At 59.4% G+C, this 21,294-nt stretch carries 17 protein-coding genes; 14 read left to right on the top strand and 3 right to left on the bottom strand.

From position 1 onward, the window contains the following. Window positions 1–11 precede the first annotated feature (11 nt). On the bottom strand, window positions 12–386 hold the full coding sequence (locus HMPREF2847_RS00605) for a chorismate mutase (RefSeq protein ID WP_048731597.1): 375 nt from the start codon (window positions 384–386) through the stop codon (window positions 12–14). Between the two features lie 65 nt (window positions 387–451). Between HMPREF2847_RS00605 and HMPREF2847_RS00600 the strand changes: the two genes are divergently transcribed. After that, entirely contained in the window at window positions 452–3,151 is a 2,700-nt protein-coding gene (locus tag HMPREF2847_RS00600) for a UvrD-helicase domain-containing protein (protein WP_070851172.1), read from the top strand. A 66-nt stretch (window positions 3,152–3,217) separates the two neighbouring features. Here the strand turns inward: HMPREF2847_RS00600 and HMPREF2847_RS00595 are convergent, their stop codons facing one another. Continuing rightward, entirely contained in the window at window positions 3,218–3,709 is a 492-nt protein-coding gene (locus HMPREF2847_RS00595) for a hotdog fold domain-containing protein (protein ID WP_038627827.1), read from the bottom strand. Between the two features lie 153 nt (window positions 3,710–3,862). Then, complete coding sequence (locus tag HMPREF2847_RS00590; protein WP_070851171.1) at window positions 3,863–4,570, bottom strand: M23 family metallopeptidase; 708 nt, start codon at window positions 4,568–4,570, stop codon at window positions 3,863–3,865. Between the two features lie 534 nt (window positions 4,571–5,104). Here HMPREF2847_RS00590 and HMPREF2847_RS00585 point away from each other — a divergent pair. The 13 genes from HMPREF2847_RS00585 to HMPREF2847_RS00525 all read left to right on the top strand — a co-directional run bounded on the left by HMPREF2847_RS00585 (window position 5,105) and on the right by HMPREF2847_RS00525 (window position 21,241). Continuing rightward, the gene (locus HMPREF2847_RS00585) at window positions 5,105–6,943 is read left to right on the top strand and encodes a cell division protein PerM (RefSeq protein ID WP_070851170.1); all 1,839 of its coding nucleotides are present in this window, start codon (window positions 5,105–5,107) and stop codon (window positions 6,941–6,943) included. A 57-nt stretch (window positions 6,944–7,000) separates the two neighbouring features. Then, window positions 7,001–7,654: a phosphoribosylglycinamide formyltransferase gene (purN, locus tag HMPREF2847_RS00580; protein ID WP_016422166.1), complete on the top strand. Its 654-nt coding sequence runs from the start codon at window positions 7,001–7,003 to the stop codon at window positions 7,652–7,654. After that, window positions 7,651–9,198: a bifunctional phosphoribosylaminoimidazolecarboxamide formyltransferase/IMP cyclohydrolase gene (gene purH / locus HMPREF2847_RS00575; protein ID WP_016422167.1), complete on the top strand. Its 1,548-nt coding sequence runs from the start codon at window positions 7,651–7,653 to the stop codon at window positions 9,196–9,198. Before purN ends, purH begins: the two co-directional genes overlap by 4 nt. Window positions 9,199–9,397: 199 nt before the next feature. Beyond that, on the top strand, window positions 9,398–9,991 hold the full coding sequence (locus HMPREF2847_RS00570; RefSeq protein ID WP_016422168.1) for a TetR/AcrR family transcriptional regulator: 594 nt from the start codon (window positions 9,398–9,400) through the stop codon (window positions 9,989–9,991). A gap of 307 nt (window positions 9,992–10,298) precedes the next feature. Further along, window positions 10,299–11,879 (top strand): carboxyl transferase domain-containing protein, encoded by a 1,581-nt coding sequence (locus HMPREF2847_RS00565; RefSeq protein WP_070851169.1) that lies wholly within the window; start codon window positions 10,299–10,301, stop codon window positions 11,877–11,879. Window positions 11,880–11,933: 54 nt separating this feature from the next. Next, the gene (locus HMPREF2847_RS00560; RefSeq protein ID WP_070851168.1) at window positions 11,934–14,027 is read left to right on the top strand and encodes an ATP-binding protein; all 2,094 of its coding nucleotides are present in this window, start codon (window positions 11,934–11,936) and stop codon (window positions 14,025–14,027) included. 62 nt (window positions 14,028–14,089) lie between these two features. Further along, complete coding sequence (locus HMPREF2847_RS00555; protein WP_070851167.1) at window positions 14,090–15,259, top strand: acyl-CoA dehydrogenase family protein; 1,170 nt, start codon at window positions 14,090–14,092, stop codon at window positions 15,257–15,259. Window positions 15,260–15,261: 2 nt separating this feature from the next. Then, window positions 15,262–15,804, top strand: coding sequence for a MaoC family dehydratase (locus HMPREF2847_RS00550; RefSeq protein WP_069359443.1), 543 nt, complete (start codon window positions 15,262–15,264; stop codon window positions 15,802–15,804). 7 nt (window positions 15,805–15,811) lie between these two features. Then, entirely contained in the window at window positions 15,812–16,690 is an 879-nt protein-coding gene (locus HMPREF2847_RS00545; protein ID WP_070851166.1) for an HpcH/HpaI aldolase/citrate lyase family protein, read from the top strand. A 103-nt stretch (window positions 16,691–16,793) separates the two neighbouring features. Beyond that, window positions 16,794–18,548 carry an AMP-binding protein gene (locus HMPREF2847_RS00540; RefSeq protein ID WP_048731620.1) on the top strand — a complete coding sequence of 585 codons (1,755 nt, stop codon included), beginning with the start codon at window positions 16,794–16,796 and terminating at the stop codon, window positions 18,546–18,548. A 4-nt stretch (window positions 18,549–18,552) separates the two neighbouring features. Next, window positions 18,553–19,305 (top strand): CoA transferase subunit A, encoded by a 753-nt coding sequence (locus HMPREF2847_RS00535; protein ID WP_070851164.1) that lies wholly within the window; start codon window positions 18,553–18,555, stop codon window positions 19,303–19,305. Then, window positions 19,306–19,974, top strand: coding sequence for a CoA transferase subunit B (locus HMPREF2847_RS00530; RefSeq protein ID WP_005509864.1), 669 nt, complete (start codon window positions 19,306–19,308; stop codon window positions 19,972–19,974). A gap of 58 nt (window positions 19,975–20,032) precedes the next feature. After that, entirely contained in the window at window positions 20,033–21,241 is a 1,209-nt protein-coding gene (locus tag HMPREF2847_RS00525) for an acetyl-CoA C-acetyltransferase (RefSeq protein WP_038627863.1), read from the top strand. The last annotated feature ends 53 nt before the right edge of the window (window positions 21,242–21,294 follow it).

Here is a 21,294-nt window from a genome sequence, read left to right as displayed (position 1 = left end):
GCTGGCGAGGGTTAGCCCAGGCGACCGCGTCCCATGCGCAGCAGAGCCGACGCGATTGCCGGGCCCTCTGGGCCAAGTGCGTCGCGGAACTCGTTGATGATCTGCACCTCTCGGCCGTGCACGAGACGCGTGCCGCCAGATCCCAGGCGAGTTTTGCCGACGGCCTTACTGATTGCGGTGCGGCGTTGAATGGCATCGATAATCAGCCCGTCAAGGCGGTTGATTTCCTTGCGGTACTGTTCGATCTCCGCGGAGCTCAACGGATCATCGGTGCCGGTGGGGGTGCGGACTTCAAAAGGGGATACTGCCGCCGCCTGCTGGCTGTGCTCGGCGTCGTCGGTGTTGTCGGTGTGTGCGGCGGGAGTGTCCGCAGGGTTTTCGCTCATAGTTCTTATTGTGCCAAAGGATTCGAACAGTCCAATCCGGGGGCTCGGCTACTGTAGTAGCCATCATGGGAAATGAAACTGGAATGCTGTTCGGGTCCTTCAATGCTGACGATGGCCGTAGTGGCGATAGCCATGCTGGTTCGAACCACGGTGAGGTGGGCGGTGCTACGCCTGGCCGTGGTGGGTTCGGCCGCTTCACCGGCGCTGGTAGCAATAGCGCGCCGAGTGGCGCTGCCAGCTTTGGCGGCGGTTTTGGCGGTGGCTTTGAGCCCAGTTTTGATTCAGAGTCGCTGCTAGAGGGGCTTAATCCGCAGCAGCGCCAAGCAGTGGAGCACATTGGTTCACCACTGTTGATTGTGGCTGGAGCGGGTTCAGGAAAGACGTCTGTGCTGACGCGCAGGATTGCATACCTGATCGGTGCGCGTGGGGTTCTGCCAAGCCAAATTTTGGCTATTACCTTTACCAATAAGGCCGCAGCCGAGATGCGTGAGCGTGTGGCGGGACTGGTCGGTGACCAGGCGCAGCGTATGTGGGTGTCCACGTTCCACTCCATGTGTGTGCGTATCTTGCGCATGCAGCATGCGCTAGTGCCGGGGCTTAATTCCAATTTCTCTATTTATGATTCGGACGACTCCCGGCGTTTGCTGTCCATGATCGCTAAGGACATGGATCTGGATGCCAAGAAGTTCACCGGTCGCGTGCTCTCGTCGCGTATCTCCAATCTCAAGAATGAGTTGATTGACCCGGAGAAGGCCATCGCGGACGCGTCGGCGACGCGCAATCCTTTTGATGACGTCGTTGCACGGGTTTACCTGGAGTACCAGACCAGGCTGCGGGCGGCTAATGCCGTGGACTTTGACGATCTAATCGGTGAGGTCGTTCGGATTTTCACCAATCACCCGCAGGTTGCAGAGTATTACCGTCGCCGTTTCCGGCATGTGTTGGTGGACGAGTACCAGGACACCAACCATGCGCAGTATGTTTTGGTCTCGACGCTCGTCGGCAAGCCCGGTGGAGATGTGCCTCCGAGTGAGCTGTGTGTGGTGGGCGATTCGGACCAGTCCATTTATGCCTTCCGTGGTGCGACTATTCGCAATATTGAGGAGTTTGAGAAGGACTATCCGGAGGCCACGTCGATTCTGCTGGATCAAAACTATCGCTCGACGCAGACGATTCTGTCGGCGGCCAATGCGTTGATTGCGCGCAATGAGAACCGCCGGGAGAAGAAGCTATGGACCGATCTCGGTGAGGGCGGCAAGATCAAGGGCTACGTGGCGGACAATGAGCATGATGAGGCTCGGTTTATCGCTAACGAGATTGAGCAATTGGTCGACTACGGGCCGTACTCGTACTCGGATGTGGCGATTTTCTACCGCACCAATAATTCCTCCCGTGCGCTGGAGGATGTCTTCATTCGTATGGGCGTGCCGTACACGGTGGTTGGTGGCACCAGGTTCTATGAGCGTAAGGAAGTACGCGATATTGTCGCCTACCTGCGCGTTATTGAGAACTTCGACGATGATGTATCGTTGCGTCGCATTATCAATACGCCGCGGCGCGGAATCGGTGACCGTGCGGTGGCGCATGTGTCGCTCTATGCCGAGGATGAGCGTTGCTCGTTTGGCACCGCGCTACGTGCCGTAGCGGAGGGCAAGGTTCCGGCGGTGGCGGCACGGAGTCGAAACGCGATGGCGGCATTCGTCGAGATGATTGATGGCTTGGCGGCGGATATGGCATCCGGTGAACTGGCCGATATCGGTGATTTGGTCAACGCGATTATTGATCGCAGTGGGTACAAGTCGGAGCTCGAGCGCTCCAATGATCCGCAAGATGCCACGCGCCTGGACAACCTCAATGAGCTCGTCAGCGTTGCGCGGGAGTTCTCTGCAGAGGCGCGGATGATGTCGTCGGTGGATATTAGCGCTGATGTAAATGAAGGCTCTGGCGCTGCAGCTGATGCTGAAAGCGGTGCTGATACTAGTGGCGAGTCCGAGGTGGAATCTGGAATCGCGAATGACCTCGCGCGTGATTTCGCGGCCGACTTCGACAACGATGGGGAAGCGGAACCGGGAAGTCTGCAGGCATTCCTCGAGCGAGTTTCTCTGGTGGCCGATGCGGATCAGATTCCGGATGATGACACCGGTGTAGTGACGTTGATGACGCTACATACGGCTAAGGGCCTGGAGTTTCCGGTGGTATTTCTCATTGGCTGGGAAGACGGACTGTTCCCGCACCTGCGCGCCCTGGGCGATCCGAAGGAGCTGGCTGAAGAGCGACGTCTGGCCTATGTGGGTATTACCCGAGCTCGCAAGCAGCTGTATCTCACGCGCGCTGTGACTCGGTCCTCGTGGGGTTCGCCGCAGAATAATCCGCCTTCACGTTTCCTGGGGGAAGTCCCAAGCGACCTGATCGATTGGCTGCGCGAGGCTCCGGCTCGCAGCTGGGGCGCCGGTTCTGGTGGTTTTGGTTCTGGTGGCTACGGCGCGGGCAGCGCGTTTGGTCGTGGCCATGGTGCCTCGTCGGGCTTCGGTTCCAGCTCGGGCTTCGGCTCTGGTGGATCCTCTAACTCTGGTGCGCCATCCCGAAAGAAGAATCAGGTCTTGCACCTAGAGCCCGGTGACAAGGTTGTTCACGACAAGTACGGCTTAGGCACTGTGCTTGAGGTCCAAGGGGCCGCGCCCCGGGCAACTGCGATGATTGACTTTGGATCCGCAGGTAAGGTCCGCATGATGCTTATCGGCGGCGTGCCCATGGAGAAGTTGTAAAAATCCACCACCGCCCGACTGGCCGTCCCTACCCGCGGCCGTGCACGTGCCACTATCGCGTGGAGGCTACTTAGGCTTCTTCGCCGTCACCCAGCAGTTGATGGTGGCATCTTGCACTTCGGTGCCGTTGGCATCGGTCAGCACAATGTGGACGGGAAAATCTACCCCACCAGTCTCCGGTGTGATGGTGGAGAAGTCCGGCAACTCAGCCTTGGCCACAGCCGTCAGGCCACCAACGGAGATGCGCTTGTAGTTCGTCGTCATGCCCTTTGGCACCCAGCGATGCGTTGTCGGTACGCTGGCCTCACAGAGCATGCCCATCGCGAATTCAGCGAGGTTACACGCAGCAATCGCATGCACGGACTTAATGTGATTACGCACGCCCCACCAAGCGGGCATGCGCGCTACCGCCAGTCCAGGCTGCATCGTCTCTAGCTTGGGGCAGATTGTGCGGAAATATGGCGCCGTCAACGCGGCGGTTAAGGAAAATAAACGCTTGCCGACGACTGGAGTCGCAGCCAACTTCTTCCACATGCGGAATGTTTGAGTCTCTGCCATGTGTCAAGAGTAAAGCCCCAGTACCGGCGGCGATGCCGGTTTCTGAAAAATTTAATCAGGGGAGGCTTGCAGCCGCGGTCAAACAGGGAGCCGGTGCACAGGTAGGGCCTTCGCAGAGCGGCCAGGCTTGCTCGTACCTGTGCCGATACCTGATTAGTTCAGGTTCAGACCACGCTGGATGAACCAGGTCACCGGGTCGACCGGAGTGGTGCCATCCGGGTGGATCTCGAAGTGGAGGTGCGTACCGGTGGAGAAGCCGCGGTTGCCCATACCGGCGATGACCTGACCAGCTCGGACAGCTTCTCCGACAGCAACGTAGATGGACTCGATGTGGCCGTAGACGGAAACAGAGCCGTCGTCATGGCGAACGCGAATCCACTGGCCGTAGCCCTGAGCCGGGCCGGCATCGATAACAGTGCCGTCCATGACGGACATGATTGGGGTGTTGGTGACGTTAGCCAGGTCGACACCGTAGTGGAAGGTTCCCCAGCGTGGACCGAACGGTGAGGTCAGCAGCCCCACGGTCGGGATGGAGAGTTTCGGAGCGCGGGCAGCCTGGTCGCGAGCAACGCGCTCCTGGTTGTACTGCAACGCCGTAGCGAGGTGGTCGCTGAGGTTAGTGCTCGGATTGAAGGAGCTGGAGGCCAGCACCATCGGAGCGTTGTTCTTCGGCTGAGCAGCGCGGGTCTGAGTCGAAGCTGAGTTCTCCGGAGCCTTATTCTCGGTCTCAGCTGCGTGGGCGACCGCGTTGGAGGAAGCGATCGTCGATGCGGACAGTGCGACCAGTGCTGCGCGAGAAGTTGCGGAAACCTCTACCTTGCGGTGCTTTCCGCCTCCGCGACGAGCATTGAAAAACGTCACTTCAATCTCCCTGCCAACGAAACTCTTTGTAACCCAACTGTTATCTAACTTCTGCGATAATAACGGTTCGATATAGGGCAAGCAACTTGTTTTTAGAGAACTTGTTCGCTGATTCGTCAGTTTCAGTTCAATAGGGCCGTGCTGTGGCCGTGGGGCTGTTGTCTTGTATCACGGATCCGGTGAAGCGCAACCGGTGTGTTGCCAGGGGATTTATGGCGGATGCCCCTTAATCGAGGGGCTGGGTAGGGGGATCGGCAAGTAGTTTCCGGGTGAACTAAGGGTGTGGTCGCGGGGGTGGCAAAAAGTAACCCATCGGCGTTGACAAATGGAAACCAAAGGTGAAGCCACTTTGGGGGGGGAGGGGGCAAAAGGAGATCGGACTCAACGGATACCGTCCGTCCTGGGATCCGTACCTTCAAATTAGACTCTGCAATGCCTAAACAAAGAGGCGTTGTATGTATGGCACTATATGGCCATGGCTGTGACGCACCCTTGCGTGGCACCCTATCTATATAGGTGGGCAATCAGCTGTCAATGATTAGACGCGGGAAGGACGATGTCACTGTGAAAGGCGCGGATTCGCGGAGAGGTTCCTCCGGTAGCGATCGAAATCGGCGAAGCCGCACCGGTGCCGGTGGCAGCGGCGGGGGTTCCCGTAGCGTCCGCAGCGAGCGCAGTGAGCGCACTGCCCGCGCATGGCAGAATACGCAGGCCGGTCAGACTGGCGGTGCGCGCAGCGTCGGTGCCGACAGCAATCGAGCCGCCACGACGAAGATGAAAGCGGGGGGCTCCGGAACGTCGTCACGCAAGGGGCGTCCCTCGGGGTTCCGTCGTTTCATTAACTCGCCTCGTACACGCCGGTTTGGGCTGTCTGTTGCCGGTTCTTACGGCGTCGTATTGCTGTTCATCATCTCGGTAGCTCTGATTGGCGTCATCGTCAGTGGCGCTGGAATGTCTCCGCTTCCAGCGAGTATCGCGTCGATGTGGATGATCTTTAACCTCGCGCCGTTCCGTTTTAACGGCACGACGCTGGGGCTCACACCAGCACTGCCCGCGGTGCTGATGGTGTTGTTCATCGCCTGGCGTGTACGCCGCGAAGTCGCTGACCGCATCAGCATCAAGGATGTCCGCGCGTTGGTCGGCGCGTATCTGGGCACGCCCATTGTTCTCACCATCATCGCGTGGCTCATGCTTTACGACGCGTCGAAGGTGTTTCCCCGCGTTCAGACCCCTAGTTTCGGCCTTGCGATTGCAGCCGCGCTGCTTGTAAATCTCGTGGCCTTGGTGCTGGGAATGGGGCAGCGGTTGCTGCGTGCACTACTGCTGCGCCGGAAGCTGCCGGAGTGGTTGCTCGGGTCGGCCCGTCTGGCGGGCAGCTACGTGGCATGGCTGTGGCTGGCCGGTGTTGTGGTGACACTCGTTTCGCTGATTTGGCATCGAGAGTTGCTGGCAGAGACATTTGCAATCACGGATACCGTCGGTGAAAGTGTTGCGGTCAGCGGCCTCTCGCTGCTGTACCTGCCAAATGTGGCCTTCGGTGCTGTCGGTGTGCTGGTGGGCGGAAAATCGACGTTTGGGCCAGCGGAGGCTGGGCTGTTCGCAGTGCACCCGGCTCAGCTGCCACCGCTGCCGATTTTGGCTGCCATGCCTCAGTCGCTGGTGCACTGGGCTTTCGGAGTGCTGATTGTGCTACCGCCAGCCGTTGCGGCTTGGCGCGTCGTGGCATTCCTGAAGAAATCTGCACCGAAGCAGCCCTACCTGGTCGTCGTTCTCGCTGCCGTGTGGTCGATCATCTTCCTCATGGGGCTGGCTTGGCTGCTCGGCGGTGAGGTTGGCATCTTTGGGTGGGCCGGTGCCTCCTGGTGGCTGACTGGACTGCTCGGCTCGATGTGGCTGGTTGTTCCGGGGGCCATCGTGGTTGTTGCGATGACCGGTGTGCCGTCACTTGGTAGGGACAAGGGAGTCTCGGAAGTGGCCGCCGAGAAGTTCCCGCCGAAGCCTGCGGGAGATGGAAACGGTCATGCTGAGGCTGAGGATGCCGGCGACGCCGATAAGTCCGACAATGACGGGAGCGGTTCGGAGGAGTCGGAGGAGATTGTCGACGGGGAAGTCGTAGCGACCTCCGAAGATGAAGCGACCTCCGAAGACGAAGCCGAGTCCGACACAGAGGAGGAATCAGAGTCCGGTGCTGAGTCTGAAGACACTTCAGAAGACGCTGAGGAATCGGACGACTCTGAAGAGGATTCAGAAAGCGCCGCAGGCGGAGAAGCATCGGGCGAAGTAGATGCGACCGACGAGGACGAATCCGATGAGGACACCGAAGACTCGGAGGAAGGCGGCGACGGGGAACCGTCGTCAAGCCAAAAGAGCTAAGCCAACTTAGGGGGAGCGGAATTTGGGGTCTCTGCCGGGCTGGGTAAGCTAAACGCCGTGACTGAAGCACAGCCCGTCGCAGAAATTTCGCACAATAATTCCTCCAGCAAGCAGCTCCGCATCGTAGTCCTGGCCTCTGGCCTGGGCTCCCTTTTGCAGTCGATGCTGGAACTGCTGGACGCTGAAAAGGTTCAGATTGTCGCGGTTGGTTCGGACAAGGATTGTCCGGCGCTGGAGAGGGCTCAAAACCTCAATATCCCAACTTTTCGGGTGCCTTTCGATGCTGAGGCAAAGAAGGACCGAGAAGGTTGGGATATTCGTGTTTTAGAGGCCGTGAACAGTTTTTCGCCGGATATCGTTGTCTCGGCGGGTTTCATGCGCATTCTGGGGCCATCATTTGTGGAGGCCTACAGCAATCGCATCATTAATACGCACCCAGCGCTGCTGCCGTCCTTCCCAGGGGCGCGTGCGGTACCGGATGCACTTGACTACGGGGTGAAGGTCACCGGCACGACCGTGCATATCGTTGATAATGGAGTGGACACCGGGCCGATTCTGGCGCAACAGCCAGTGGCCGTCGAGGACGACGACACGGTGGAGACCCTGCACGAACGAATCAAGGTTGTCGAACGCCGACTCCTGGTTGATGTATTGCACTCGATTGCCGATCACGGAATTGAGCGTGACGGACGAAAGGCTTATCTGAAATGACCAACGACAACACGCAGCGTAAACCGATCAAGCGCGCTCTGATTAGCGTCTACGACAAGACTGGGCTCGAGGAGCTGGCTCGCGACCTGCACGAGGCTGGCGTGGAAATCGTTTCCACCGGTTCCACGGCTGGCAAGATTGCTGCAGCTGGCGTGCCTGTGACCCCGGTTGAGGATCTCACTGGTTTCCCGGAGTGCCTCGAGGGCCGCGTGAAGACGCTGCACCCGCGTGTTCACGCCGGCATTCTGGCTGATACCCGCAAGGAAGACCACCTGGCTCAGCTGAAGGAGCTCGGTGTGGAGGCTTTCCAGCTCGTTGTCGTTAACCTGTACCCGTTCCGGGAGACCGTTGCCTCGGGCGCTTCCTACGACGAATGCGTGGAGCAGATCGACATTGGAGGCCCGTCGATGGTTCGCGCTGCGGCGAAGAACCACCCGTCGGTTGCCATCGTCGTCGACCCGGCTCGTTACGGCGATGTCGCTACCGCCGTGAAGGAAGGCGGCTTCACCCTCGAGCAGCGCCGTGAGTTCGCTCGCGACGCATTCCTGCACACCGCTGATTACGACGCAGCTGTGTCCAACTGGTTTGTTGAGCAGCTCGGTGGCGCTGAGGGATCCACTCCGACTCCGCTGCGCTACGGCGAGAACTCTCACCAGTCGGCAACTCTGACCCGCATTGGTACCAAGGGGCTGGCAAACGCCAAGCAGCTGAACGGCAAGGAGATGTCGTACAACAACTACCAGGATGCCGACGCCGCATGGCGTGCCGCCTGGGATCACGAGCGCCCGTGTGTGGCAATCATCAAGCACGCTAACCCGTGCGGCATCGCAGTCTCGGATGAGTCCATCGCCGCAGCTCACCGCGCAGCTCACGCATGTGACCCGATGTCCGCATTCGGCGGTGTCATTGCCGTCAACCGCGAGGTCTCCGTTGAGATGGCCGAACAGGTCAAGGACATCTTCACCGAGGTCATCGTCGCTCCGTCCTACGAAGACGGTGCCGTTGAGGTGCTGAAGGCCAAGAAGAATCTGCGTATTCTCGTCGCCGAGTACGAAGCACCGACCACCGAGAACAAGTTTATCTCGGGTGGTCTGCTCACCCAGGATCCGGATACTTACCAGGCAGAGGGTGATAAGCCGGAGAACTGGGAGCTGGCCACCGGCGAGGCATTGAATGCTGAAGAGCTGGCTGAGCTCGAGTTTGCATGGCGCTCCGTCCGCGCTGTGAAGTCCAACGCCATCCTGCTGTCCAAGAACAACGCCACCGTCGGCGTCGGCATGGGCCAGGTCAACCGCGTGGACTCCGCAAAGCTCGCCGTTGAGCGCGCAAATACGCTTGCCGACGGAGAAAACCGTACTCAGGGGGCCTACGCTGCGTCCGATGCCTTCTTCCCGTTCGCTGACGGTCTGCAGGTCCTGATTGATGCCGGTGTGAAGGCAGTTGTCCAGCCAGGTGGTTCCATCCGTGACGAAGAGGTCATAGCTGCTGCCAAGGAAGCTGGCGTCACCATGTACATGACAGGTACTCGTCACTTCTTCCACTAATTCCTTACTGGATTAGGGGCTAACCGCCGCGGTGCTAACTGTCACCTCGGCGGTTTTTCTCTACCCGGACGTGTGGGGACCTGTGGGCGAGGATGTGTGTCTGTTGTCGAGCCGTGGTCTATGTGAACACACGCTGAGGGCAGGCGCTGGTGATAATTATGCAGACGAAATGGCTCCAATGCGTTTAACATAAGGGCTTATGTCACGTAGAACCGAAGCGCGACGGCGTCGAGAAGCAGAGATTCTCTCCGCTGCTGCTGCGATCCTGGCCGACCGAGGGTTTCATCAGACTCGGTTGGAGGATGTTGGCTCCGCTGTCGGCATTTCTGGCCCAGCTCTTTACCGTTACTTCAGCGGCAAGGAAGAGCTGTTGGCGCAGATCCTCATCGATATTTCTATCCGACTTGTCGATGGTGCGCGAGCAGTTCTCGATCGAGCAAAGAGCAATGATTGGGAGCCAGAGGAGACTCTTCGGGGCCTCCTTGCGCATCACGTGCATTTTGCAGTCACGGAGCCCGATCGCATTCGTGTCCAAGAGCGCGAAGGGGGAAATCTGGCGCCAGAGCAGAGCGCAAAAGTGCGTTCCTTGCAGCGTCTTTACATGGTCTTATGGGTGGACGCTCTGCGTGAACTACAGCCCGAACTCACCTCCGACGAGGCGCAGCTTAAAGTCCAGCTCACCGCTGGGTTGATTAACTCTTCCAGGCATGTGCTCAAATGGGCGGGCCCCGAGGCGACAAGGGAAAATGCCTTTGAGATGGCCCTCGCTGCGCTGGGCATTAACAACCAATAATCCGTATTCATTCTTCTGCCGTCTGGCCTCACTGTGCTCAGCAGTGTGAGGTCAGGCGGCTTTGTTGTGCGGTGCAGGGCGCTCACATTCAGTTGAATTCACCCCCGAAACAGATTTCTAGGGGAAGCTTACATCTCTGTCGGAAACATGCTGCGACCTCGGGGAGGGGTGCGTACTTCATGGTGCGCGGGAAGTCCACGGGGGTGAAAGTGTGGTCGAGAAAACAAAATTTGTTGTGAGGTGACCCGGGTCACATTAATCTTTTCGTCAAGAAAGTTAATAGTCATTAACGGAAAGTATTTCGCCCATGACTCACGCTCCAGCATTGACCAACCGACAGCGCCACGAAGAGCTCGTCGCAGAGCTCAAAGAGCTGCTTAGCACAACAGCACGCGGTGGTTCCGAACGTGCCCGTGCTCGCCATATTTCCCGCGGTAAGCTGCTGCCACGTCAGCGCATCAACCAACTGCTTGACCCCGGCAGCCCTTTCCTTGAGGTCGCACCGCTAGCGGCCCACGAAATGTATGGCGGCAAGGTTCCGGCTGCTGGCGTCATCGCCGGCATTGGCATCATCGAAGGTCGTCGCTGCCTGGTTGTAGCCAATGACGCAACCGTTTCCGGCGGAACGTACTACCCGTTGACTGTCAAGAAGCACCTGCGCGCACAGGAGATTGCCAGCCTTAACCACTTGCCGTGCATTTACCTGGTCGACTCCGGCGGGGCCATGCTTCTCAACCAGGATGAAGTTTTCCCTGATCGCGATCATTTCGGTCGCATTTTCTACAACCAGGCCAACCTTTCCGCTCGCGGGATTCCGCAGATTGCCGCCGTGATGGGATCCTGTACCGCCGGTGGCGCCTATGTGCCGGCGATGAGCGATGAAGCGGTCATTGTGAAAAACCAGGGCACCATCTTCCTGGCAGGCCCGCCACTGGTTAAGGCTGCAACTGGTGAAGATGTCACACCAGAGGAACTCGGTGGCGGCGAACTGCACTCCAAGACCTCCGGAGTTACCGACCACCTTGCGGTTAACGATGCCGACGCACTGCGTCGCGTCCGCGATATCGTCGCAACGCTCCCCAAGGACCCGGAAGTTCCGTGGGACACAGAACCCACCGTTGCCCCGACTCGCAACCAGACTGATCTTTACGATGTCGTCCCCGTCGATGCCAAAGTGCCTTACGACGTTCACGAGGTTATTGAAATTATTGTGGATGGAGGTCAATACCAGGAGTTTAAGGCCGAATTTGGTACGACCCTGGTCACTGCTTTCGCCCGCATCCACGGCCACCGCGTCGGCATTATCGCCAACAACGGCATTCTCTTCGCGGAATCTGCGCAGAAGGGCGCGCACTTCATCGAGTTGTGTGACCAGCGCGGTATCCCACTGGTATTCCTGCAGAACACCACGGGCTTCATGGTTGGTCGCGAATATGAGGCAGGCGGTATCGCAAAACACGGCGCCAAGATGGTCAACGCCGTGGCCACCACCCGCGTGCCCAAGTTCACCGTTGTCATCGGTGGTGCGTTCGGCGCCGGTAATTACTCCATGTGTGGTCGCGCATATTCGCCGCGCTTCCTCTGGATGTGGCCGAATGCTCGCATTTCCGTCATGGGCGGTCCGCAGGCGGCGATGACGTTGTCGACGGTTCGTCGTAACCAGATTGAACGCTCAGGCGAGAACTGGTCACAGGAGGAGCAGGAAGAGTTTGAAGCTCCGATCCGCGAGCAGTTTGAGCGCCAGTCGCACTGCTATTACTCATCGGCTCGCCTGTGGGATGACGGTGTCATCGACCCCGCGGATACCCGCCGAATTCTTGGCATGGCCCTCGATGTGGCAAGTGGCGCACCCCTGGAGGAACAGGGCTTCGGCGTCTTCCGCATGTAGTAACCAGCTAAAAACTCTCGACACCGCATTTTCTGGAAAGGAAACACAGGGCACATGACAGCGCACAACACGCAGCCCCACGCAGCTGGCGGCAGCCTGAGTACCGTATTGGTCGCAAACCGCGGCGAGATTGCCTGCCGTATTATCCGAACCCTTCGTGACAACGGAATTCGCTCCGTCGCGGTCTACTCGGATGCCGATGCCGATGCCCCTCATGTCCGCATGGCGGATATGGCCATCCACATTGGCCCATCTCCGGCACGCGAGTCCTACCTGGTTATCGACAAGATCATCGACGCTGCTCGCCGCTGCGACGCAGACGGAATCCACCCCGGCTACGGCTTTCTGTCTGAAAACGCAGACTTCGCGACCGCCTGTGAGGAAGCCGGTATTGAATTCATTGGTCCACCGGCCAGCGCCATTAACACCATGGGTGACAAAATCTCCGCCCGCGCTGCCGTTGAAGCCCGCGATGTTCCCACAGTTCCGGGCCTGTCTCGCCCAGGGCTTAGCGACGAGGACCTCATTGAGGCAGCCCCATCGATTGGCTTTCCGGTACTGATTAAGCCGTCGGCAGGCGGTGGCGGTAAGGGTATGCACCGCGTGGAAGACGCTGCTGACCTGCCGGCGGCGCTCGCAACGGCTCGTCGTGAGGCGGCGGGTGCCTTCGGCGATGACTCCCTGTTCATCGAGCACTTCGTCGACACTCCACGGCATATCGAGGTGCAGATTCTCGCAGATAAACACGGCAACGTAATCCACTTGGGCGAGCGTGAGTGCTCCCTGCAACGACGCCATCAGAAGGTCATCGAGGAAGCACCGAGCCCCCTGCTGGATGAGGAAACGCGCAGCGCAATTGGTGAAGCGGCCTGTGACGCGGCCCGCTCGGTTGGCTACGTCGGTGCGGGCACGGTGGAGTTCATTGTGCCGGCGAAGGACCCGTCGTCGTTCTTCTTCATGGAGATGAATACGCGTCTACAGGTTGAACATCCGGTAACTGAGCAGGTCACCGGCCTAGATTTGGTGGCGCTGCAGGTTGACATTGCCTCGGGACGATCACTGCCGGTTGCTCAGGAAGACGTGACTCTCACCGGTCACTCGATTGAAGCTCGCGTCTATGCCGAAGACCCAGCGGCGGGATTCCTGCCCACCGGTGGCACGGTCACACGTGTCGTCGAGCCGAGTGGGGCGGGTATCCGTGTGGATTCCGGCATTACCGATGGTTCCGAGGTTTCTTCGCTCTATGACCCGATGTTGATGAAGATCATCTCCCACGGTGAAAACCGTGAGCAGGCGCTCGAGCGGCTGGACAAGGCTCTGGGCGACACTGTTGTCGCAGGCGTCGGGGTCAACATCGATTTTTGTCGCTACCTGCTGAACGTCCCCGAGGTTCGCGCCGGCGATCTTGACACCGGTTTGCTCGACCGCGTTGCGGAAGGCTTCGCCACCTCCGGAACACCGGACGATGTGTACCTCGCCGCCGCGATGGACTGGCTGACTTCCCGCTTTGAAGAAGCCACCGACTCGCCGTGGCTGACCCCGGATGGCTGGCGCGCCAGTACTCCTGCCGCGCAGCGCATCCGCTTCGGAACGGGGGAGGACTCACGTCTGATCTCGATTGTGGGCACGCCGTCGAGTGCCGACGTCATCGTCGGTGATGTGGTCGCGGGCCTGTCTGCCGAGGCTGAGAACGAAGAGATCGACGTTCCGAAACCGAGAAATTACAAAGTCTCGGTCTACCGCGACGGAGAACATCTGCGCATCGTCCGCGATGGTGTCGCACAGCATTTCCTGGTCGAGACCATCGACCATGCGGGGGCAGTGAACCATGAAGAATACGTTGTCGCCGGTGCTCACGGCACGTGGGTGCTGCCTCGCACTGAGGTAGTCACCACCGGTGCCGAAGCCGATGCCGGTGGCTCGGGAGTCATCCAAGCACCGATGCCCGGCGCGATTATCGCGTTGTCGGTGGAGGAGGGAGCCCGCGTCGAAGTTGGTGATGCTCTGTTGGTCATGGAGGCCATGAAGATGGAGCACACTCTCACTGCCGAAATTGCAGGTGAGGTTAGCTTCACCGTCGCGCCGGGCGATCAGGTCGCCGGTGACCAGCAGCTGGCCGTCATCACCGTGGCCGAAGCCGAGGAATAAAAACCCACACAAAACGCACCAATCAGGTCCTACACCTACAAAATCTTTAAGGAGCACTCATCATGTCCGAAAGCACCAAGATTGCAACCGCCATCCTCGACGACGAATACGTGGAACTGCAGAAAGTAGTTCGCGAATTTGCCAACGAAGTTGTCGATCCGGTTTCCGCCGAGCACGACCGCAACCACACCTTCCCGTACGAGATTGTCTCGCAGATGGGAGAAATGGGGCTGTTCGGTCTGCCATTCCCTGAGGAAGTCGGTGGAATGGGCGGCGACTACCTGTCCTTCGGTATCGCTCTGGAGGAGCTGGCTAAGGTCGATCAGTCGGTCGCTATCACCCTGGAAGCGGGCGTTGGCCTAGGTGCCATGCCGATCTTCCACTTCGGCAATGACAAGCAGAAGGAGACCTACCTGCCCGAGCTGACTGCTGGTAAGAAGCTCGCCGGTTTTGGTCTCACCGAGCCGGATGCAGGTTCCGACGCCGGTGCCACCCGCACCAACGCCCGTGAAGACGGCGATGATTTCGTCATCAACGGTGCCAAGCAGTTCATCACCAACTCCGGCACGGATATTACTTCGCTGGTTACTGTCACCGCAGTCACCGGCCAGAAGGACGATGGAAAGAAGGAGATTTCTACCATCATCGTCCCGAGTGGCACGGAGGGCTTTGTCGCGGAACCGGCTTACGACAAGGTCGGTTGGAATGCCTCCGACACCCACCCACTGACCTTCACCGATGTTCGCGTCCCGCAGGAGAACCTGCTGGGCACTCGTGGGCGCGGTTTCGCTAACTTCCTGTCCATCTTGGCCGAGGGGCGTGTCGCAATCGCAGCGCTTGCCACCGGTGCTGCGCAGGGTTGTGTTGATGAGTCGGTCCGCCACGCCAAGGAACGTCACTCCATGGGCCGAGCGATTGGTGAGTACCAGGCTGTTTCCTTCAAGATTGCCCGTATGGAAGCGCGTGCGCATGCCGCACGTATGGCGTGGTACGACGCAGCCGCAAAGATGGCCGCGGGCGCAGATTTCCGTCGTGAAGCGTACATCGCCAAGATGATTGCCTCCGAGGCAGCGATGGACAACGCGCGCGACGCGACACAGATTTTCGGTGGCTACGGATTCATGAACGAGTACCGCGTGGCACGTCACTACCGCGACTCCAAGATTCTGGAGATTGGCGAGGGCACCACCGAAGTTCAGCTCATGCTGATCGCACGTGGATTGGGGCTGTAAAAATGGCTGACAACAACGCAACCGAAGTCACCCACGACGTCGTCCAGCGCGGACTGTGGTTCGAAGAGTACGAGGTCGGCGCGCGTTACCTGCACCGTCCGGGGCGAACCGTCACTGAAACCGATGACGTCCTCTTCACGACGCTGACCATGAACACCCAGCCACTGCATCTGGATGCGCACTGGTCGAGCCAGCAGCCGGGATTCGGCGGCGAGCGTCTGGTCAACTCCATGTGGACGCTGTCGACGGTTGTCGGGCTGTCCGTCGGGCAGCTGACGCTCGGCACCATCGTCGCCAACCTCGGCTTCACCGAAGTGGCGTTTCCCGCACCGATGTTCCACGGCGACACCCTGTATGCAGAGACCGTCTGCCGTAACAAGCGTCTGTCCAAGTCCCGCCCCAACCAAGGCATTGTCGAGCTCGAGCACATCGGACGCAATCAGGACGGCACCGTCGTCTGCCGCGCCGTCCGGTCCACGCTCGTCCAATGCGCACCGACTTCGCTTGACGACGGCTCCGAGAACGCAGCTTCAGCGGGGAAGTGAGTGGCCCATGTCTACGCATAACTCCTGGCAGCCGCTGGGCCCTGCAATTCTGTTTGCGCCGGCAGACAGGCCGGAACGATTCGCTAAAGCTGCTGACCGTGCCGACATGGTGATTCTGGACCTGGAGGACGGCTGTCGCGCAGAAAACCGTGAGGCTGCCCGCGAGGCTATCGCCTCCTGTGACCTCGACCCGGCCCGCACGATTGTGCGTGTCAATCCAGCGGAGGTTGAGGACTACGCAGCGGATATTGACATGCTGCGTGGCACCGCTTTCCGCCAGGTGATGCTGCCCAAGGCTTCCTCGGCTCAGCAAGTGGATGAGTTGGTAGCGGCACTGGGGGAGAAGCCCCAGGTCATTGCCCTTATTGAAACTCCGCTTGGGGTCATGCGCGCCGAAGAGCTGGCGCAGGCCGATGGTGTCGTTGCACTGTTCTGGGGCGCAGAGGACCTGGTGGCGGGATTGGCGGGAACGTCATCACGCTTTAGCGAAGCAGAGGCTGCACTCGCGCCGGGCCGTATCCATGCGGGTAGCTACCGCAGTGTGGCGGTACATACCCGCAGCCACGTTCACCTGGCGGCAGCGGCGCACGGTAAGGCCAGTCTGGATTCCATCTACGTCAATATCTCCGACGCGAATGGGCTAGCTGCGGAGGCAGCAGATGCCGCTGCCTTGGGATTTGCCGCCACCGTCTGTATCCACCCCGGTCAGGTCCCGACAATCCGCCAGGCTTACCGTCCCAGCGACGAGGAGATTGACTGGGCGCGTCGGCTCTTGGCGGAAGCGGAAAAGAACACCGGTGCCTTCAGCTTTGACGGCCAGATGGTGGATGCGCCGCTCTTCCGTCAAGCAGAAGCCATTGCTCGGCGAGCTGCTGTAACAGGTTAGTCCCACGGCCGGTAACGACCACTGATTTATCCCCCTAAAGAACACATTTTCCTCTCACACACTCCGCACTCTGCGGAGTCACTTAAACCAAGGAGATCTCCCCATGACCGCGACATTGAAGAACCACGCAGAACAGCGCACTGCTGATCCTTCGAAGCTGCCGGAGGGCTTCACGACTGTGCCGGCACCATACGGCAAGGATGTTGTCGATGCCGATGGCAACAAGATGAGCCACGTGTTCGGCGCCGGTGTCGAGCAAGGTGCCGCTCCACTTCGCGATGAGACCCTCGGTGAGAACCTGCGTGCGATTGTGGAGAAATTCCCTTCCCGCGACGCCGTCGTTGACGTCTACGCGGATGTCTCCTTTACCTTTGAGCGTTTCTATAACCGGGTTCTGCGCCTGGCCAGCGCTTTCATCCGGGAGGGCTACCGTCCAGGAGACCGCATCGGCATTTGGTCCACCAACCGCTGGGAGTGGACCGTGGTGCAGTACGCCTGCCACCACATCGGCCTGGTGCTGGTCAACATCAACCCGGCTTACCGCCAGCACGAGCTGAACTACGTGCTGGAAAAGGCAGGTGTGCGTATGGTGTTTGCCGCTCGCCGCTACAAGGACTCCGATTACCGAACCATGCTGATTGAGGCCTCCAAGCAGCGCGGTGTGCGCTTGGACAAGGTCATTTACTTCGGTTCGTCCGAATGGTACGAGCACATGCACAGCGAAATCGACGACCTGAGCGAGTACACCTCTCAGCTGAAGCCGGATGACCCGATCAACATCCAGTTCACCTCGGGCACGACAGGCTTTCCCAAGGGCGCTACGCTAACGCACCGCAACCTGCTGAACAATGGATACTTCATCGGTGAGCTGTTGGGCTACACCGAGACCGACCGCATCTGTGTGCCGGTGCCGTTCTTCCATACCTTCGGCATGGTGATTGGCACCTTCGCCGCCTTCACTCACGGTGCTGCTATTGTCATCCCGGCCCCGTCGTTTAAGGCGCGTGAAACACTCAAGGCTGTGCACTCGGCCAAGGCCACCAGCCTCTACGGCGTGCCGACGATGTTCATCAATGAGCTTGAAGAAGCTCATGATCAGGAGGAATACGGATCCCCTTACGACCTGTCGCTGCTGCGCACAGGTGTGATGGCAGGTACCTCGTGCCCGTCGAAGACCATGCGTGATGTGATGGACAAACTCAATATGCGCGAGATTGCCATCTGTTACGGCATGACGGAAACCTCGCCGGTGTCCTTCCAGACCCGCGCAGATTCTCCGCTGGAAAAGCGCGTCAACACCGTCGGCCAGATTATGCCGCACTTGGAAGCCCGCATCATCTGTGAAGAAACCGGCGAGACCCTACCACGAGGCGAACAGGGCGAGGTTGTCGTTCGCGGTTACTCCGTGATGAAGGAGTACTGGGAGCACCCGGAAAAGACCGCCGAGGCCATCGACGCCGACGGCTGGATGCACACCGGCGACTTGGGTGTGCTTGACGACGAGGGCTACCTGTCCATCACTGGACGTATTAAGGACATGCTCATCCGTGGCGGTGAGAACATCTACCCGCGCGAAATTGAAGAGTTCCTGTTCACCCACCCGGCTGTCGTCGATGCGCAGGTCATCGGTGTGCCGGATGACAAGTACGGCGAAGAGATTATGGCATGGGTAATTCTGCACGACGATGTGGAAGACTTCACCGCTGACGATGTGGCGGCCTTTGCCCACGGCAAGCTGTCGCGTCACAAGATTCCGCGCTACGTCCACGTCGTCGAGGAGTTCCCGATGACCGCGTCGGGCAAGGTCCGCAAGGTCGAGATGCGTGAGATGGCGCCGCGAATCCTGGGCTGGGTGTAGAACAATGTCAAAAACAACTAATCAGACCGGCCGTGAGCTTGTCGCAGGCCTTGTCACTGATGGAATGACCCTGGCAGTTGGCGGCTTTGGCCTGTGTGGTGTGCCATATACCCTCATCGAAGGCGTGCGCGACTCCGGGGCAAAAGACCTCACCATCGTGTCCAACAACATGGGCATTGACGGTACTGGGCTCGGCATTCTGTTGGAGAACAAACAGGTGGCAAAGGTAGTGGCCTCCTACGTCGGCGAGAACAAGGAGTTTGCCCGCCAGTACCTCGAAGGAGAAATCGAGGTGGAGTTCACCCCTCAGGGAACGCTGGCTGAGCGGCTTCGCGCAGGGGGCGCAGGTATTCCGGCGTTCTACACCGCAACCGGCGTCGGCACGCTCGTTGCAGAGGGCAAGCCCCACGCCGACTTCGACGGGCAGACCTACGTGCAGGAGCGTGGCATCGTTGCCGACATTGGCCTGGTGCACGCCTACCACGGCGATATCGACGGCAACCTTGTCTATCGCCGGACCGCGCAGAACTTCAACCCACTGTGTGCAGCATCCGGCAGGGTGACCGTTGCGGAGGTGGAGCACTTGCTTGGCCGCGGTGAGATCGACCCGGATCTGGTGATGACTCCGGGTGTGCATATCCAGCACATCGTCCGCGGTGACGGCCGCGAGAAGCTCATTGAAAAGCGCACAACTCGGCCACGCAATACCGATTCCAGCCACGATGCCGGTGACGCGGCAGCAGGGGAGGAGATTTAAATGGCACCTGCGAAGACAATTATGGACAAGGGCTGGAGCCGTGACGAGATGGCACAGCAGGCCGCCGAAGAGCTGCGCGATGGCGACTATGTGAATCTGGGTATCGGCATTCCGACACTGGTGGCAAACCATATTCCCGAAGGTGTGCGTGTTCTGCTGCAGAGTGAAAACGGAATTTTGGGAATGGGCGCGTTCCCATATGAAGGTGAAGAGGACGCCGACCTTATCAATGCGGGTAAGCAGACCGTGACATTGGTGCCGGGCGCGGCAATCTTCGACTCCGCCACCAGCTTCGGCATGATTCGCGGCGGTGCTGTGAAAATGGCCGTGTTGGGTGCAATGGAGGTTAGCCAGTGCGGTGACCTGGCCAACTGGATGATTCCGGGAAAGATGGTAAAGGGCATGGGCGGCGCGATGGACTTAGTCGCTGGTACCCCTCGAGTGGTGGTTTTGACCGATCACGTTTCCAAAGATGGCAAACCAAAATTGGTAAAAGCCTGCGAACTGCCCCTCACAGGTGCAAAAGTAGTGAAAAGGATTATTAGCAACCTGGGAAGCTTCGATGTCGCTGATGATCACCTGGTGCTACGCAGGCTGGCACCTGGGGTGACGCTAGCCGATATCGAGGCCAACACCGAAGCCGCATACGTGGTTGACCTCGAGAATTAAATACGCAGCAATCATGGTCAGTCCACACTCATCAGATTTGACTTAGGAGAATCCATCCATGAGTAACCTTCCAGCTCCCAGCCCGAATGATGTCGTTATCCTCGCTGGTGCCCGCACCCCGCAGGGCAAGCTGCTCGGCCAGCTGGCACCGCTTACTTCCGTCGAACTCGGCGCACATGCTGTCAAGCACGCTGTCCAGCGTTCGGGCGTTGCCCCGGAAGAGGTTCAGCACGTCGTTCTGGGCCAGGTGATTCTCGCAGGTGCTGGCCAGAACCCGGCCCGACAGGTCGCCATTAAGGCAGGTCTGCCATGGAATACGACCGCTGAGATCGTTAACAAAGTCTGCCTCTCGGGCCTAAACGCGGTCATTCACGCCGCTCGCCTGATTCGTCTCGGTGACGCAGACGTCGTTGTTGCAGGTGGTCAGGAGTCCATGACGCACGCTCCGCACGTTGCACGCGGTGTTCGTCAGGGCAAGTCCTTCGGTGCGCTGAAGCTGGAGGACACCTTGGAGCGCGACGGTCTGGTCGACTCCTTCGATGGTGTGTCCATGGGTACGCTTACCGACGGTCCGAACAGCGACCTCGGCATTAGCCGCGAGCAGCAGGACGAAGTTGCGGCCGCTTCTCACCAGCGTGCAGCCAAGGCGCAGGAAGACGGAATTTTCGCGCAGGAAATCGCTCCAATCGAGATTCCGCAGCGCAAGGGTGACCCGGTAGTTGTCGACACCGACCAGGGCATTCGCCCGGAGACCACTGTGGAGACCCTGGCTAAGCTGCGTCCGGTCTTCCTGAAGGAAAACGGCACCATCACTGCCGGTAACTCCTCTCCGATTTCCGACGGTGCTGCAGCAGTTGTGCTGGCATCGCGTGCCTACGCAGAGAAGCACGGCCTGGACTACCTCGCAGTTGTGGGCAAGGCCGGCCAGACCGCAGGTCCGGATAACTCCCTGCACGCTCAGCCGGCGGACTCTTTGAAGGAGGCTCTGCGTCGCGCTGAGTGGGACGCGCAGGAGCTTGACTTCATCGAGATCAACGAGGCATTTGGTGCGGTGGCCGTCAAGTCTCTGCGTGAGCTGGACTACCCGCTGGAAAAGACCAACATCCACGGTGGCGCGATTGCCCTCGGCCACCCGATTGGCTGCTCCGGTGCCCGCCTGACTCTGACCGCTGCAATGGAGCTGAACCGTCGCGGTTCGGGTCGCGCTGGTGTGTCCCTGTGTGGTGGCGGCGGCCAGGGCGACGCGCTGCTGCTGTACCGCGACTAATCGCATAGGTTAAAAACTCAGCAAACCCGCGTTGTGGTCTCCACTCTATGGAC

The organism is Corynebacterium sp. HMSC074C03 (genome assembly GCF_001838285.1).
GTDB classification, from domain to species: domain Bacteria; phylum Actinomycetota; class Actinomycetes; order Mycobacteriales; family Mycobacteriaceae; genus Corynebacterium; species Corynebacterium amycolatum.
This window is presented reverse-complemented; position numbering and strand designations above follow the sequence as displayed.

What these genes read in the sequence shown, in the direction of transcription:
- HMPREF2847_RS00605 (WP_048731597.1), bottom strand. Translation starts at nt 386, where the DNA reads ATGAGCGAAAACCCTGCGGACACTCCCGCCGCACACACCGACAACACC.
- HMPREF2847_RS00600 (WP_070851172.1), top strand. Translation starts at nt 452, where the DNA reads ATGGGAAATGAAACTGGAATGCTGTTCGGGTCCTTCAATGCTGACGAT.
- HMPREF2847_RS00595 (WP_038627827.1), bottom strand. Translation starts at nt 3,709, where the DNA reads ATGGCAGAGACTCAAACATTCCGCATGTGGAAGAAGTTGGCTGCGACT.
- HMPREF2847_RS00585 (WP_070851170.1), top strand. Translation starts at nt 5,105, where the DNA reads ATGATTAGACGCGGGAAGGACGATGTCACTGTGAAAGGCGCGGATTCG.
- purH (WP_016422167.1), top strand. Translation starts at nt 7,651, where the DNA reads ATGACCAACGACAACACGCAGCGTAAACCGATCAAGCGCGCTCTGATT.
- HMPREF2847_RS00570 (WP_016422168.1), top strand. Translation starts at nt 9,398, where the DNA reads ATGTCACGTAGAACCGAAGCGCGACGGCGTCGAGAAGCAGAGATTCTC.
- HMPREF2847_RS00565 (WP_070851169.1), top strand. Translation starts at nt 10,299, where the DNA reads ATGACTCACGCTCCAGCATTGACCAACCGACAGCGCCACGAAGAGCTC.
- HMPREF2847_RS00560 (WP_070851168.1), top strand. Translation starts at nt 11,934, where the DNA reads ATGACAGCGCACAACACGCAGCCCCACGCAGCTGGCGGCAGCCTGAGT.
- HMPREF2847_RS00555 (WP_070851167.1), top strand. Translation starts at nt 14,090, where the DNA reads ATGTCCGAAAGCACCAAGATTGCAACCGCCATCCTCGACGACGAATAC.
- HMPREF2847_RS00550 (WP_069359443.1), top strand. Translation starts at nt 15,262, where the DNA reads ATGGCTGACAACAACGCAACCGAAGTCACCCACGACGTCGTCCAGCGC.
- HMPREF2847_RS00545 (WP_070851166.1), top strand. Translation starts at nt 15,812, where the DNA reads ATGTCTACGCATAACTCCTGGCAGCCGCTGGGCCCTGCAATTCTGTTT.
- HMPREF2847_RS00540 (WP_048731620.1), top strand. Translation starts at nt 16,794, where the DNA reads ATGACCGCGACATTGAAGAACCACGCAGAACAGCGCACTGCTGATCCT.
- HMPREF2847_RS00535 (WP_070851164.1), top strand. Translation starts at nt 18,553, where the DNA reads ATGTCAAAAACAACTAATCAGACCGGCCGTGAGCTTGTCGCAGGCCTT.
- HMPREF2847_RS00530 (WP_005509864.1), top strand. Translation starts at nt 19,306, where the DNA reads ATGGCACCTGCGAAGACAATTATGGACAAGGGCTGGAGCCGTGACGAG.
- HMPREF2847_RS00525 (WP_038627863.1), top strand. Translation starts at nt 20,033, where the DNA reads ATGAGTAACCTTCCAGCTCCCAGCCCGAATGATGTCGTTATCCTCGCT.